The organism is Stenotrophomonas sp. CASM114 (assembly GCF_049384325.1).
Classification (GTDB): domain Bacteria; phylum Pseudomonadota; class Gammaproteobacteria; order Xanthomonadales; family Xanthomonadaceae; genus Stenotrophomonas; species Stenotrophomonas muris.
In genome coordinates this window covers 42,244-56,139 of record NZ_JBMRGJ010000028.1, presented here as the reverse complement: position 1 = coordinate 56,139, position 13,896 = coordinate 42,244, and the positions used below count along the sequence as shown (strand labels likewise).

Annotated in this window: 13 protein-coding genes and 1 pseudogene; 8 read left to right on the top strand and 6 right to left on the bottom strand. The window is 67.2% G+C overall.

From position 1 onward, the window contains the following. Nucleotides 1-444: 444 nt before the first annotated feature. On the bottom strand, nt 445-984 hold the full coding sequence (locus VG566_RS18915) for a WG repeat-containing protein (protein ID WP_197561790.1): 540 nt from the start codon (nt 982-984) through the stop codon (nt 445-447). Next, on the bottom strand, nt 981-2,687 hold the full coding sequence (locus VG566_RS18910; RefSeq protein ID WP_014647928.1) for an alkaline phosphatase: 1,707 nt from the start codon (nt 2,685-2,687) through the stop codon (nt 981-983). Before VG566_RS18910 ends, VG566_RS18915 begins: the two co-directional genes overlap by 4 nt. A 154-nt stretch (nt 2,688-2,841) precedes the next feature. On the opposite strand from VG566_RS18910, the gene VG566_RS18905 reads away from it, so the two are divergent. Continuing rightward, nucleotides 2,842-4,176, top strand: coding sequence for a dicarboxylate/amino acid:cation symporter (locus VG566_RS18905; protein WP_423172633.1), 1,335 nt, complete (start codon nt 2,842-2,844; stop codon nt 4,174-4,176). Nucleotides 4,177-4,392: 216 nt separating this feature from the next. Here the strand turns inward: VG566_RS18905 and VG566_RS18900 are convergent, their stop codons facing one another. Together VG566_RS18900 and VG566_RS18895 are read right to left on the bottom strand one after the other, a co-directional pair. Then, on the bottom strand, nt 4,393-5,166 hold the full coding sequence (locus tag VG566_RS18900) for a C40 family peptidase (RefSeq protein ID WP_005414115.1): 774 nt from the start codon (nt 5,164-5,166) through the stop codon (nt 4,393-4,395). A gap of 131 nt (nt 5,167-5,297) precedes the next feature. Then, a complete protein-coding gene (locus VG566_RS18895; protein ID WP_026347086.1) occupies nt 5,298-5,837 on the bottom strand; it encodes a C40 family peptidase in 540 nt (179 codons plus the stop codon). A gap of 111 nt (nt 5,838-5,948) precedes the next feature. On the opposite strand from VG566_RS18895, the gene VG566_RS18890 reads away from it, so the two are divergent. The 7 genes and pseudogenes from VG566_RS18890 to VG566_RS18860 all read left to right on the top strand — a co-directional run bounded on the left by VG566_RS18890 (nt 5,949) and on the right by VG566_RS18860 (nt 11,499). Beyond that, nucleotides 5,949-6,431 carry an FKBP-type peptidyl-prolyl cis-trans isomerase gene (locus VG566_RS18890; RefSeq protein WP_014647924.1) on the top strand — a complete coding sequence of 161 codons (483 nt, stop codon included), beginning with the start codon at nt 5,949-5,951 and terminating at the stop codon, nt 6,429-6,431. A 99-nt stretch (nt 6,432-6,530) separates the two neighbouring features. Then, nucleotides 6,531-7,775: a DUF418 domain-containing protein gene (locus tag VG566_RS18885; protein ID WP_041863671.1), complete on the top strand. Its 1,245-nt coding sequence runs from the start codon at nt 6,531-6,533 to the stop codon at nt 7,773-7,775. Nucleotides 7,776-7,801: 26 nt separating this feature from the next. Next, nucleotides 7,802-7,963, top strand: a pseudogene (locus VG566_RS18880) (amino acid dehydrogenase); the annotation flags it as partial. Beyond that, a complete protein-coding gene (gene gorA, locus VG566_RS18875; protein ID WP_032957466.1) occupies nt 7,960-9,318 on the top strand; it encodes a glutathione-disulfide reductase in 1,359 nt (452 codons plus the stop codon). The pseudogene VG566_RS18880 and the gene gorA, both read left to right, overlap by 4 nt. Nucleotides 9,319-9,478: 160 nt before the next feature. Next, a complete protein-coding gene (locus tag VG566_RS18870; RefSeq protein ID WP_019660628.1) occupies nt 9,479-10,399 on the top strand; it encodes a DMT family transporter in 921 nt (306 codons plus the stop codon). After that, nucleotides 10,306-10,734, top strand: a complete 429-nt coding sequence (locus VG566_RS18865) for an MGMT family protein (RefSeq protein WP_401730001.1) — start codon at nt 10,306-10,308, stop codon at nt 10,732-10,734. Before VG566_RS18870 ends, VG566_RS18865 begins: the two co-directional genes overlap by 94 nt. Nucleotides 10,735-10,827: 93 nt before the next feature. Beyond that, nucleotides 10,828-11,499, top strand: coding sequence for a rhomboid family intramembrane serine protease (locus VG566_RS18860; RefSeq protein ID WP_014647919.1), 672 nt, complete (start codon nt 10,828-10,830; stop codon nt 11,497-11,499). A 140-nt stretch (nt 11,500-11,639) separates the two neighbouring features. Here the strand turns inward: VG566_RS18860 and VG566_RS18855 are convergent, their stop codons facing one another. Continuing rightward, the gene (locus tag VG566_RS18855; RefSeq protein ID WP_164110192.1) at nt 11,640-13,223 is read right to left on the bottom strand and encodes a phytoene desaturase family protein; all 1,584 of its coding nucleotides are present in this window, start codon (nt 13,221-13,223) and stop codon (nt 11,640-11,642) included. Between the two features lie 76 nt (nt 13,224-13,299). Continuing rightward, nucleotides 13,300-13,794 (bottom strand): VOC family protein, encoded by a 495-nt coding sequence (locus tag VG566_RS18850; protein WP_014647917.1) that lies wholly within the window; start codon nt 13,792-13,794, stop codon nt 13,300-13,302. Nucleotides 13,795-13,896: the final 102 nt, after the last annotated feature.

Sequence of the window (13,896 nt, the reverse complement as noted above, 5' to 3'; positions counted from 1 at the left end):
GGGGGGGGGGGGGGTGGGTCCGGTTGCGGGAGACGCCGTAAACCCCCAGGCCGGCCCAGCCGCTGGCGGCTGTGCGTTCGGGCGCTTGCGAAGCAGTGCTTCGCAAGCAAAGCGCCCTCACCCATGGGGGCTTGGCCGCGGCATCCATGCCGCGGACACTCCCGCAACCGGACCCATCCCGCCTTTGACAGTGTCCTGCGAACTGTCGGAATGGCTCTTGGGGTCAGATCCGTTTTCCTGCGGAAAACGGATCTGACCCCGTATTCAATTCGATATCTGAGAGAAAAATCGTGTCGACCAAGCTCGACACCTACCAGGAGCAACAGCAACCGCCGTGGTTGCCGGCCGCCCCGCCATCCCACGGAATGCACGCTGTTGCTGTTGCTGTTGCTTCGGCCGTTGCCGTTGCATCGGCAGGTGCAGGGCGCAGCCCTGCCGAAAAACCTACTTCACCCGACGGCCCGCGCGGTCGATGCGGAACCACTCCCCGCCTTCCATCGGCGTGTGGCCATCGGCATCCGGCGTGCCGCGCCGACAGCCGTTGCAGACCTCGGCCACGCCATCCTGGAACGGCCACCCGAAATCGTAGGTGCCGGGCACCACCTGGCGGAACGTCAGGTCGAAGTAGCCGACGCGGTTGCCGACGCGGCCGCGCAGCAGGCCTTCCTGCGGTGTTTCCGGGCCGTTGTCCCAGGTCAGCACAGGCAGGCTGCGGCCCTTGCGGTCGACGTAGTGGAAGCCCTGGTCGGCATACACCACGGCCAGGCCGTGGTCGTCGTAGCTCAGGTCCTTCAGCGCATCGGCGCTGATCTTCGGCCGGTGATCGACCACCTCGCAGTTGGGCAGCGGCCACAACCCGTGTTCGTCGGTCAGCAGCTTGCAGGCCGGCGCCTGCGCCAGCGCGCTGGAACCGGCCAGTACGCCGAGCAGGACCAGCGACCGCGCGAAGCGGCCGCGGTCGAGGCGGGCCTGCCGCACGATCACTTGGCCTCGGCCTTGCGCTCGAAGGCCGTCGGTGCCGGCAGCTGCACCGGCACGCCCTTGTCATCGCAGGTGCCGGCCTGGCACAGGCGCTCGCGCAGGGCCGGGGTGGCCTGCACGATCATGTGATAGATCGCGTTCTGTTCCAGCGTGCCGCGGATCGCCTTGCTGCCCGGGCCACGCGCCCAGATGCCGACATCCTCACCACCGTGCGATTCGGACTTCATCGGCACCAGTGCTTCCTGCATGTAGTCCGGATGCTCGGTGTCGACCTCGCGCAGGTTCGGGCGGCCGTTGGCCGGTTCGAAGCTGCTCGGGTTGTGCGGGTAACGCTTCGGGCCGGCCGGCTGCTGGTTGCTGCTGCCGGTATGGCCCGGGCCGTTGGCATAGCTCAGCGTGGTGTACGGCTGGCCGGTGCCGTCCAGCGCGTAGTCCAGCTTGCCGGCACCATCTTCGCCGCCCTTGTCCTTCACCTTGCCCAGGATCGGATTGCCACGTGCCGGGTAGCCGACGAAGTTCAGCGTATGCGAGTGGTCGGCGGTGACGATGATCAGGGTGTCGTCGGCCGAGGTCAGTTCGTTGGCCACGCGCACCGCGTCGGACAGCGCCACGGTCTCGGTCAGTGCACGGTAGGCGTTGCCGCTGTGGTTGGCGTGGTCGATGCGCGCGCCTTCGATCATCAGCACGTAGCCTTCCTGGTGCCTGGCCAGATTCCTGATCGCTGCAGCCGTCAGTTCGGCCAGGCTCGGCTCACCGCCCGGATCCTGCGGGCGCTCGTATTCGTAGCGCATGTGGTCCGGTTCGAACAGGCCGAGGATGGCCGGCGCATTGGCGGCCGCCGCCAGCTGCTTGCTGTTCCACACGTAGGCACCCTGCGGGTGCGCCTGCTGCCATTCCTGCACCAGGCTGCGGCCATCCAGGCGCTGGCCGACCTTGTCGTCGTATTCCGGATCGCGCTCTTCCACGGTGGTGAATTCACCGCGACCGCCGCCGAGAGCGACCAGCGGGCCGCGCCCATAACGCGAGGTCGACAGCAGCTGCTGTGCGATGTCCTTGCAGCCTGCAGCCTTGGCCGCTTCAGTCAGGTCGGTGTCGTTTTCCCAGTTGCGCTCGGGCGAGTGCGCATAGGTGGCAGCAGGGGTGGCATGGGTCAGGCGCGCGGTGGACACCACGCCAGTGGCCAGGCCGGCGCTGTCGGCCAGCTGCAGCCAGGTCAGCAGGCCTTTGGACAGGCTGTCGGCGCAGTCGGTGCGGCTGCCGGCGCTGACACCGATCGCGCCCATGTGGGTCTTCACGCCGGTGGTGATGGCGGTCATGGTGCCGGCCGAATCCGGCGTCTGCGAATCGGTGTTGTAGGTCTTGCTGAACGCCGTGGCCGGGAAGCGCTCCCAGGACAGCAGGTTCTCCTCGCCCGAGCCACCCTTCTGCTGGCCTTCGTAGATGCGCGAGGCGGCCACGGTGGTCAGGCTCATGCCGTCGCCGAGGAACAGGATGACGTTCTTCGCCTTGCCGGACATCGCGCCGTTGGCGGCGGCCTGGGCGGCGCCACTGCGGTACCACCATTGCGGGGTCTCGCCGGCCGGATGGGCGACCGGGTCGACGGCGACCTTCAGGCCGGCCGGGGCAGAGGCGGGGGTGGTGCTGGCGCAGGCGCCCAGCAGCAGGGTGGTGGCGCAGGCGGCCAACAGGGAGACGGAACGGCGCATGGACGCTGGGATCTCACAAACTGTAACGGGACGTTCATTATGCCCGCCCCTGCAAGGCACGCCGATGACACACTGATTTGCCGGCCGGGCGGTCGTTCTGCGGGCCGCCTTGGGCTATCGTGCCAGCATCCCTTCCTTCCCCTCTGGATTGCCTATGAAGCTGGTCTCTGCCTGGCTGCGGATTCCATTCTGGCAGCGCGTGGTCGGTGGCTTCGTGCTCGGCGCGCTGGCCGGCTGGGCGCTTGGCCCGGCCGCGGAAACGTGGTTCGGCCCGCTCGGTGAGCTGTACGTCACCCTGATCAAGATGATCGCCGTGCCGCTGGTGTTCTTCGCGGTCATCAACGCGATCTCGTCGCTGCACGGGCAGAAGTCGGTCGCCGCGCTCAGTGGCCGCACCTTCCTGTGGTTCGTGATCACCGCGGCGCTGGCGGTATGCGTTGGGCTGGGCGTGGGGACCGTGCTGCAGCCGGGTGCCGGCGGGCTGCAGCTGACCATGGCCAGCAACTACGTGCCGCGCGAAGTGCCCAGTGTGGTGCAGGTGCTGCTGGACGTGGTGCCGGCCAATGTCTTCTACGCGCTGTCCGGCATCGGTACCAAGGTCAATGCGGCCGGTGAGACCGTGCTGGCGGCCGGTCGCGGCTCGATCCTGCCGGTGATCTTCTTCGCAGGCCTGGTGGGCTTTGCCATCGTCAAGCTGGGCGAGAAGGTGACCGAGGCGCGCAAGCTGGTCGGCCAGATGAGCGACATCATGATCCAGGTGACCCGCTTCGTGCTGGAAGTCACCCCGATCGGTACCTTCGGCCTGATCGCCGGCCTGGTCGGCAGCTATGGCTTCGAGAAGCTGCTGCCGCTGGGCCATTTCGTGCTGGCCCTGTACGTGGCCTGCGCCCTGCACATCGTGGTGGTCTACAGCGCGCTGCTGCTGGCGCACGGCCTGAACCCGCTGAAGTTCTTCCGCGGCGCGGCGCCGGGCATGCAGGTGGCCTTCGTCAGCTCGTCCAGCTTCGCCGCGATGCCGGTGGCGCTGCGTTCGATCACCCACAACCTGGGCGTGAACAAGGACTACGGTTCATTCGCGGTGCCGCTGGGCGCCAGCATCAAGATGGATGGCTGCGGCGCGATCTATCCGGCGCTGTGCGCGGTGTTCATCGCGCAGTACAGCGGTGTGCCGCTGACCCCGGGGCAGTACGTGGTGGTGCTGATCGCCTCGGTGCTGGGCAGCTTCGGTACGGCCGGCGTGCCGGGTACCGCGGTGATCATGGCCACGGTGGTGCTGAGCGCAGCCAACCTGCCGCTGGAGACCATCGGCTATCTGTATGCCATCGACCGCATCCTCGACATGATGCGCACGATGACGAATGTGACCGGCCAGATGCTGGTGCCGGTGATCGTGGCCAAGGAAACCGGGCTGCTGGACCAGGCGGTGTATGACAATCCGTCCAGCAATGTGGGCGTGGACGATCCTGACCCGACACCGCCACGCAGCTGAGGTTGCGTGGAGATGAAAGGCCCGCCCTGACCGGCGGGCCTTTCGTTTGGGAGATGGCTGACGCGCTGCCGGCCGTGGTAGATCCACGCCATGCGTGAATGGAGGCGGTGCCGACCAAGGTCGGCAGCTACCCACCATTACGCGGGCCCAACAAAAAAGCCGCTGCAGGGCAGCGGCTTTGCTTTGCGTATCAGGCGGCGCTGTGACGCCAGCCGGTCAGAGGTCGACCCGGCGGGCCTGCATGAACTTGTTGCCCCAGTAGCCACTGAGCAGGGTGTCCACGCGGACGTCCTTGCCCGAGCTCGGCGCATGCAGGAAACGGCCATCGCCGACATAGATGCCGACGTGGTCGACGCGGCCCTTGCGGCCGAAGAACACCAGATCACCCGCGGCCAGCGCGGTGCGGTCGTTGATCAGTTCGGCATTGTCATCGTGGGCCATCTCGCGCGAGACGCGCGGAAGTTCGATGCCCAGGGCCGAACGGAACACATAACCGACCAGGCCGCTGCAGTCGAAACCGCTGTCCGGGTTGCTGCCACCCCAACGGTACGGGGTGCCCAGCAGGGTCATCGCGCGGCGCAGCAGCGACTGCACCTTGCCGTTGTCGGCGGCGGTGCCGACGACGCTGCCATTGGCGGCGCTGCTGGTGTCGTAGTTGGCGAGCAGGCGGCTGAGGTCGCCGGCCACCACGGCCGAGCGGTCCATCAGCGGAATGGTGTCGTTGGCGGCCAGGTGCGGCAGCAGGGCGGCCAGCGTGGCACTGGCGGCGGCATCGACGCGGCTGCGCTGCGGAGCGGCAGCCTCGGCCTTGGCGGCCGGTCGGGCGGTGCTCTCGGCCACCGGGGCCGGGGTCACATCGGAACGGTTCGGAGCAGTCTGCGACCAGGCCGGAAGGCTGGTCAGACACAGTGCCAGGCCAAGCAACAGCGGGCGGGCACTACGTGAAGATACGGAAGTCTGGCCTTCGCTTTTCAGGTCGTCAGTCGTCACGCGTCGGTCACAGGAAAAAAACGATGGGGCATCATGCCCTGTAAAAGCGCGGATAAGTTAAAAATTCCGTTAGTAATTCGTTAGTTACACAGTGATGTTCGTCACAGTTTTGAATATATCGCCTGTTCATTTTAGCGAAGGACGCGTTTCGCCCCTGTGTAGTGGTCCTTCCAGTAGGGACCGCTGAGCGAGTCCAGGCGCACGGTGCCGCCGGTGCTCGGCGCATGCACGAAGCGCCCTTCACCTACATAAATACCGACGTGGGTGACGCTGCCGCGGCTGCCGAAGAACACCAGGTCGCCGGTGGCCAGGCGCTGCGGGTCGATCTTCGGGCCCTGCACCGCCGCCAGGTCGCGGGAGGTGCGCGGCAGCCGCAGGTCCAGCATCTCGCGATAGACATAAGCGACCAGGCCGCTGCAGTCGAAGCCCGAATCCGGGGTGTTGCCGCCATAGCGGTAGGGCGTGCCGACCAGGCTGATGGCGCGCATCAGCACCGAGTTGGCAGCCTCGGGGTTGTCCGGCACGGTCTTTGGCCAGTTCGCCGTGGGCGGGGGCGGGGCCGGGCGGGTGGCCTTGCCACCGCCACAGGCGGTCATCAACAGGGGCAGGGCCAGCAGCAGGGCCGGGGCGAGAAACCGGCGCTGGCCGGACGAAACTGGCGTGATGTGCATGATCTCCGGATAATGCGCCACCTTGGATTGGCCGTCATGATGGCGGCGTCCCCGCCGGGCGACAACCCGCCCCAACCCGCCTGCCTCCGGCAGATCCAGACAGAGTTGCGCATGAAGATCGAAAAAGACCGCGTTGTCCGCTTCCACTACACCGTTTCCGAAGTCGGCCAGGAGCCGATCGAATCGTCCAAGGACCGCGGCGAGCCGCTGGCGATCCTGATCGGTCACGGCAACATCATCCCGGGCCTGGAAAACGCCATGATGGACAAGGAAGCCGGCGCGACCTTCAACGTCGACGTCAAGGCGGCCGATGCCTACGGCGAGCGTCGTGAGGGCCTGTCCCAGCGCGTGCCGAAGAAGCACTTCGGCAATACCAAGCTGGCGCCGGGCCAGCAGGTCGTGCTGCAGACCAACTTCGGCCCGCGTGCGGTGACCGTGCAGAAGGTCGGCATGAGCGTCGTCGACGTTGACCTGAACCACCCGATGGCTGGCAAGGACCTGCACTTCGACGTCGAAATCGTCGACGTGCGCGAAGCCGGCAAGGAAGAGCTGGACCACGGCCACGTCCACGGCGACGGCGGTCACCAGCACTGATCGCAGCGCGATCGTGATGGCAGCAATGGCCCGCTTCGGCGGGCCGTTGCGTTTCTGGAACACGCCGCGGCCATCCATGGTGCACGGGCCGGCGGCATAATGGCGGACCTGCCTGACGGACGCCCCGTGAACGCCGCTTCTCCTTCCCTGCAGCCGGTGGCTTCCGGCGAACGCATCGCCGTGCTGGACGTGCTGCGTGGTGCTGCGCTGCTGGGCATCCTGCTGATGAACATCGAGGCTTTCAGCGGCCCGCTGGACCTGGCCTTCACCGGCATTGACGTGCACTGGCGGGGCATCGATTACTGGGCCGACGCCTTCGTCTATGTGTTCGTGCAGGGCAAGTTCTTCACCCTGTTCTCGCTGCTGTTCGGTGCCGGCTTTGCGGTGATGGCACAACGCGCCGAGGTGGCCGGGCGCGACTTCACCCCGTTCTACCTGCGCCGCAGCGCCGGCCTGCTGCTGATCGGCCTGTGCCATGCACTGCTGGTCTGGTCCGGCGACATCCTGGTGATGTATGCGCTGGTCTCGTTGCCCTTGCTGGCCTGCCGCGAGGCGCCGCGCAGCTGGCTGCCGTGGATGGGCGTGATCGTCTACCTCGGCGGTGTAGCGATGATGCTGCTGGTGGGTGCGATGGTGTCGATGGCGTCGGCCGAAGAGGTGCAGGGCATGCTTGCCGAGGCGCAGCAGAGCATCGACCTGCAGCGGCAGGTGTACGGGCAGGGCAGCTGGGCGCAGGCCACTGTGCAGCGCCTGAGCGAGTTCGGCACCTCGATGGGCGCGTTGCTGATCAGCGGCCCGGAAGTGCTGGGCATGTTCCTGCTCGGCAGCTGGTTCGCCGGCAGTGGCGCGCTGGCGACGCCGGAGCGCTTCCCGCGGCTGTACGCGTCGCTGCGCTGGATCGCACTGCCGCTGGGGCTGCTGGTCACGCTGCTGGGGGTTGCCTGGAAACCCTACCTTGCACCCGGCGCCTACAACCTGCCGGTGACCGCGGCGATGGCCCTGGTCACGGTTGGCGGGCTGCCGATGTGCCTGGGCTACCTGGCGTGGATCGTGCACTGGCGCACGCGGCTGGCGTGGCTGGCGCCGGTGGGGCGCATGGCGTTGACCCACTATCTTGGCCAGTCGCTGCTGTGTACCTGGACCTTCTACCACTACGGCCTGGGCAGGTTCGAGATGATGCCGCGCAGCGTGCAGCTGCTGTTCGCGCTGCTGTTGTTTGCCGTGCAGGTGGCTGTTTCGCACGCGTGGCTGGCGCGCTTCCGCTTTGGTCCGATGGAATGGCTGTGGCGTGCAATGACCTACCGGCAGTGGCCACCGATGCGGCGCAGGACGAAGCAGGGGTGAGCGATGAGCGCGCACGCGCTGTGCCGATCGGCCGCGCGCCCGCGCATCCTCACGTCTGGCCTGCAGCGGGGCATGGCATGCTCGGCGTCAGCATGAGCGCCGGCATCGGCCAGCGGATCGCCGATCTCGTCTGCGGCCACACGCCAGCGATCGATCCTGCCCCTTACCGACCCGAGCGATTCCGATGAGCACTGCATCCTATGATTACGATCTGATCGTCCTTGGCGGCGGCTCCGCCGGCCTGGCCGGCGCGATCCGCGCCGCGCAGCACGGCAAGCGCGTGGCAATGCTGGAACCCGGCGAACTGGGCGGAACCTGTGTCAATGTCGGCTGCGTGCCGAAGAAGGCGATGTGGCTGGCGGCCGACCTGCACGAGCGCATCGGCCTGGCCAATGCGATGGGCTTCGATGTCGAGGCACGCCCGGCGCTGTCGTGGAAGGAACTGGTGATCCATCGCCAGGCCTACATCAGCAACATCCACACCAGCTACCACAAGCGCCTGGACGAAACCGGCGTGGTGCGCATTCCGGCACGTGGCCATCTGCTTGATGCGCACACCGTGGCCTGCAGTGATGGCGTGCGCTACAGCGCCGAACACATCCTGATCGCCACTGGCGCGCATCCACTGCGTCCGGATATTCCCGGCGCGGAGCTGGGCCTGGTCTCCGACGATTTCTTCGACCTGCGTGCGGCGCCGGCCGAGGTGGCGATCATCGGTGGTGGTTACATCGCGGTGGAGCTGGCTGGCCTGCTGCAGGCGCTCGGCAGCCGCGTGAGCCTGCTGGTGCGCGGCAAGCGCCTGCTGGAGCGCTTCGATTACGAGCTGACCGATCAGCTGGCCGAGAACCTGAAACAGCAGGGCGTGCGGATCCATTTCGACTATCGCCTGCGCGAACTGCAGCGCGATGGCGAGCGCGTGCGGGCGTTCGGCCATGACGGCCCGATCGACAGTGTGTTCGATGCGGTGTTCTTCGCTGCCGGCCGCCGGGGCAACAGCCGTGGCCTGGGTCTGGAAGCGCTCGGCATCGACATCGGCGAGCACGAGCAGGTGCAGGTGGACGAGTGGCAGACCACCCGCGTGCCGAGCGTGCACGCGGTCGGTGACATCGCCGGCAAGGTCGGCCTGACCCCGGTGGCGGTGGCCGCTTCGCGGCGGCTGATGGACCGCCTGTTCGGGGGGCGCCCGCAGTCCAAAATGGATTACGAGAACGTGGCCAGCGTGGTGTTCTCGCATCCGCCGCTGGGCGCGGTGGGCATGAGCGAGGAAGAAGCGCGCCGGCGTTTCGACCAGGTGAGCGTCTACCACAGCCGCTTCCGCCCGATGCTGCAGGCGCTGGCCAATGGTACCCAGCGCAGCCTGTTCAAGATGGTCTGTGCCGGTCCGGAAGAACGCGTGGTAGGCATCCACCTGCTGGGCGAAGCGGCCGACGAGATCCTGCAGGGCTTTGCGGTGGCGGTGAAGATGGGCGCGACCAAGGCCCAGTTCGACGACACCGTGGCGATCCACCCGACCTCGGCCGAAGAAGTGGTGCTGATGCGCTGAGCCGGGATGTTGTGGGGCCGAGCCCTGCTCGGCAGCCTTTCGCCCCGGCCTGGCGACGCCGAGCGCAGGCTCGGCTCTACAGGGCAGCGGGCGCCCCCATGCGACAATGAGCGTCCCCCACGCCTTACCGGGCCGCTCTGCGCGGCCCGCCGTCGTCCTGATGTCCACTCCCGCTTCCCGCATCGCCACTGCTTCCCCACGCATTGCGCTGGGCGGCATCGGCCTGGCCGCGATCGGCGCCATCGCCGCGTCGGGCAAGGCGATCATCGTCAAGCTCGGCCTGCGCCACGGCGTCGATGCCACCACGCTGCTCGCCCTGCGCATGCTGATGGCGCTGCCCCTGTTCGTACTGATGGCACTGTGGGCCGCGCGCCGGGCCGAGCCGTTGTCCTGGGCCGACCGTGCCCGCGTGCTGTGGCTGGGTTTCACCGGCTACTACCTGTCCAGCCTGCTCGACTTCCAGGGACTGCAGTACATCAGCGTGACCCTGGAGCGGCTGATCCTGTACTTGAACCCGACCCTGGTACTGCTGATCAACGTGCTGCTGGCGCGCCAGCGGCCGGGCCGCTGGCAGATCGGTGCGCTGGTGCTGAGCTACCTCGGCGTGCTGCTGGCCTTCGGCCACGATCTGCAGCGCGAGGGTGGGCAGATCATCGTCGGCAGCCTGCTGGTGCTGGGCAGTGCCCTCAGCTATGCGCTGTACCTGTTCGGCAGTGGGCAGGTGGTCGCGCGCATCGGTGCGGTGCGGCTGACCGCCTATGCCAGCTGCGTGGCCAGCGTGCTGGTGCTGCTGCATTTCGCGGTGACCCATCCGCTGCCGCTGCTGTGGCAGGCACCGGCGCCGGTGCAGTGGCTGTCGTTGGTCAATGCCACCGTGTGCACGGTGCTGCCGGTGCTGGCGATCATGCTGGCGGTGCAGCGCGTGGGTTCGTCGCTGGCCGCGCAGGTCGGTATGCTGGGCCCTGTTTCCACCATCGTGATGAGCCTATGGCTGCTCGACGAACCGATGGGGCCGGCGCAGATCGCCGGCACCGTGCTGGTGCTGATCGGCGTTCTGCTGGTGACCCGCCTGCGGCGCTGACGCCGGAGCAGGCGCGTGCGCGCATCCTGGCGGTGATCCGCGCAATCCCGGCGGGGCAGGTGATGGGCTACGGCCAGGTGGCGATGCGCGCGGGCCTGCCCGGGCGTGCACGCCTGACCGCACGCATCCTGGGCCAGAACGACGACCCGGACCTGCCCTGGCACCGCGTGCTGCGCTCGGACGGGCGCATTGCCATGGAAGAAGGGTCGGCCGGCTGGCGCGAGCAGTCACAACGGTTGCGCGCCGAGGGTGTGCGGGTGGAGAACGGCCGGGTGCGGATGCCGGCGACCGATCCGGCGGCGGCGCTGGACGCAGCGGTGTGGGGCCCGGGCTGAGCACCGCTGGCGACTGAACAGGCCGGACCTGCGGGTCGCCAACAAGACACGATGCTGCGGCTATGATGGAGGCCGTTCCATGCCGGTGCTCCCATGTTCCCGCGACTGCCAACCGTCACCAAGGCCCTGCTGATCGCCAACGCGATCCTGTTCCTGCTGCAGCAGCCGTTCCTGCTCGGCATGCAGACCTTCGAGCCGTTCATGCTGCAACCGTTGCAGCAGGGCTTCGACGCGTTCTCGCCGGGGGGCAACTTCCAGCCTTGGCAGCTGCTGACTTACGGTTTCCTGCATGGCAGCTTCGGCCATCTGTTCTTCAACATGCTCGCGGTCTTCATGTTCGGCGCGCCGCTGGAGCAGACCTGGGGCGAGAAGCGCTTCCTGCTGTACTACCTGGTGTGCGTGGCCGGTGCCGGTGTCTGCCAGCTGCTGGTGGGTACGCTGCTGGAAAACCCTGCCACGGTGCTGGGCGCCTCCGGCGGCGTGTTCGGCCTGCTGCTGGCCTACGGCATGCTGTTCCCGAACCAGCGGGTGATGCTGCTGTTCCCGCCGATCCCGATGAAGGCGCGCACTTTCGTGATCCTGTTCGGTGTGGGCGAGCTGGTGCTGGGCATGACCGGCTGGCAGCCGGGCGTGGCCCACTTCGCGCACCTCGGCGGCATGCTGTTCGGCTGGTTGCTGATCCGCTACTGGCGCGGGCAGCCGCCGTTCAAGCGCCGCCCGCCCGGCCCACCGAAGCGCCCGAACCATCTGCGCAGCGTCAAATGATCCGAAGGATCATTTGACGCTGCAGGTGCCGACCGTTGGTCGGCACGCCTTCTCCCACGCGGGCAGGTGCCAACCCTGGTTGGCACGCTTTGAATGGGATCATTTGACGCTGCAGGTGCCGACCGTTGGTGGGCACGCCTCTACAGATCCTGCAACACCACCTGCGCCGCGTTGTGCCCCGGTGCACCGGTGACGCCACCGCCGGGGTGTGTGCCCGAACCGCACAGGTACAGCCCGGGCAGGGCGCCACGATAGCCGGCCTGGCCGACCATCGGCCGTGCCGAGAACAGCTGGTTGGCGCTCAGTGCGCCGTGGAAGATGTCGCCGCCGACCAGGCCGAAGGTGCGTTCCAGATCCAGCGGCGACAGCACCTGCCGACCGAGCACGCTGGCGGTGAAGCCGGGCGCATGCCGTTCGACGGTGGCGATCATCAGGTCGGCCACGGTCTCCCGGTGATCGTCCCAATGGCGGCCTTCAGGCAACACCGGCGCCACATGCTGGCAGAACAGGCTGGCCACGTGCTGCCCGGGCGGCGCCAGCGAATCGTCCAGCGTGCTCGGAATCAGCATTTCCACGATCGGTTCGCGCGCCCAACCGTCGCGGCGCGCATCCAGCCAGGCGCGGTCCATGTAATCCAGGCTGGGTGCCACGATGATGCCGGCGCTGAGGTGATCGCCGGGCCCGGGCAGGGCGCGGAACTCCGGCAGCCGCGACAGCGCCACGTTCATCCGGAACGTGCCGGAACCGCAGCGCCAGTTCGCCATGCGTTCGCGTGTCGCGTTGGGTACCTGTGCCGGTTCCAGCAATTGTTCGTACAGCAGTTTCGGATTGACGTTGGCGACCACCGTGCGTGCGCGCAGGATCTCGCCGTTGGCCAGTTCGACGCCCACCGCGCGGCCCTGTTCGATTCGCACGCGCTGCACGCCGGCCTCCACGCGCAGTTCCGCCCCGGCCTCGCGTGCCGAGGCTGCAATCGCCTGGCTGATCGCGCCCATGCCGCCGATCGCATGGCCCCACGCACCCTTCACGCCATTGCACTGGCCGAATACGTGGTGCAGCAGTACGTAGGCACTGCCCGGTGTATAGGGGCTTGCGTAGTTGCCGACGATGCCATCGAAGCCGAACAGCGCCTTGATCGGTTCGCTTTCGAACCAGCGTTCCAGATACTCGGCTGCCGACAGCGTGAACAGGTCCAGCAGCTCCTGCCGCAGCGAGGCATCCAGCGTGGCCAGTTCACGACCAAGACGACCCATCTGCCACAGCGCAGGCAACGCCCGCCAACCACCCGCAACGCCGGCATCCGGTGGCGCGCGCAGGGCCCACGCGCGCAGCACATCGGCGAAGATCTCCAGGCGCGCTTCGTATTCGGGAAGCCGCTGCGCATCCCGCTCGGAGAACTTCGCGACCTCTGCCTGGGTGCGGCCCGGTGCCGACAGCAGGTAACGACCATCCTCCATCGGCAGGAAGTTGTTGACCGGGCGATTGATGATGCGCAGCCCATGCGCATGCAGTTGCAGGTCGTCGATCACCTTCGGCTGCAGCAGGGACACCGTGTACGACGCCACCGAGTTGCGGAAGCCGGGATGGAATTCCTCGGTGACTGCGGCACCGCCGAGAACGCCACGACGTTCCAGCACCAGCACCTTCTTTCCAGCGCGCGCCAGATAGGCCGCGCAGACCAGGCCGTTGTGGCCGCCACCAACGACGATCGCATCCCAGGACATCAACACCTCGCAAAAAGGGGACGGAGGGGATTAAGTCGCAATCTGCATCTGCACACGGGGCATGGGGAGAAACGACTTAATCCCCTCCGTCCCCTTTTTTGATTGCCGCTTCGATGGTGGCGATGTCGATCTTCTTCATCGGCATCATCGCGTTGAAGGCGCGCTTGGCCAATGCCTTGTCCTTGCTGGTCACGGCTTCGATCAACATGCGCGGGCTGATCTGCCAGGAGATGCCCCAGCGATCCTTGCACCAGCCGCATTGGCTCTCCTGTCCACCGTTGCCGACGATCGCATCCCACAGGCGGTCGGTCTCGGCCTGGTCCTCGGTCTGGATCTGGAAGGAAAACGCTTCGCTGTGCTTGAACGCGGTGCCGCCGTTGAGGCCGACGCAGGGAATGCCGCAGACCGTGAACTCGACCGTCAGCACGTTGCCTTCCTTGCCATCCGGAAAGTCGCCGGGGGCGTGATGCACGGCGATCACCGCGCTGTCGGGCAGGATGCTGGCGTAGAAGGTGGCGGCCTCGAGCGCGCCGTTGTCGTACCAGAGGCAGATCGTGTTCTTGTGTGCCATGTCGGGGCTCCGCGATGGACGAAGCCGCAGCGATAGCACGCGCGGTGTTAACCCGGGATCGTGCTGCACCCGCAAAAAAGGGCGCCCGAAGGCGCCCCCTGT

Coding starts and splice junctions, on each gene's coding strand:
- gorA (WP_032957466.1), top strand. CDS start 7,960: ATGAGCACTGCATCCTATGATTACGATCTGATCGTCCTTGGCGGCGGC.
- VG566_RS18865 (WP_401730001.1), top strand. CDS start 10,306: ATGGCTGCTCGACGAACCGATGGGGCCGGCGCAGATCGCCGGCACCGT.
- VG566_RS18910 (WP_014647928.1), bottom strand. CDS start 2,687: ATGCGCCGTTCCGTCTCCCTGTTGGCCGCCTGCGCCACCACCCTGCTG.
- VG566_RS18895 (WP_026347086.1), bottom strand. CDS start 5,837: ATGCACATCACGCCAGTTTCGTCCGGCCAGCGCCGGTTTCTCGCCCCG.
- VG566_RS18850 (WP_014647917.1), bottom strand. CDS start 13,794: ATGGCACACAAGAACACGATCTGCCTCTGGTACGACAACGGCGCGCTC.
- VG566_RS18855 (WP_164110192.1), bottom strand. CDS start 13,223: ATGTCCTGGGATGCGATCGTCGTTGGTGGCGGCCACAACGGCCTGGTC.
- VG566_RS18885 (WP_041863671.1), top strand. CDS start 6,531: ATGGCGGACCTGCCTGACGGACGCCCCGTGAACGCCGCTTCTCCTTCC.
- VG566_RS18870 (WP_019660628.1), top strand. CDS start 9,479: ATGTCCACTCCCGCTTCCCGCATCGCCACTGCTTCCCCACGCATTGCG.
- VG566_RS18905 (WP_423172633.1), top strand. CDS start 2,842: ATGAAGCTGGTCTCTGCCTGGCTGCGGATTCCATTCTGGCAGCGCGTG.
- VG566_RS18860 (WP_014647919.1), top strand. CDS start 10,828: ATGTTCCCGCGACTGCCAACCGTCACCAAGGCCCTGCTGATCGCCAAC.
- VG566_RS18890 (WP_014647924.1), top strand. CDS start 5,949: ATGAAGATCGAAAAAGACCGCGTTGTCCGCTTCCACTACACCGTTTCC.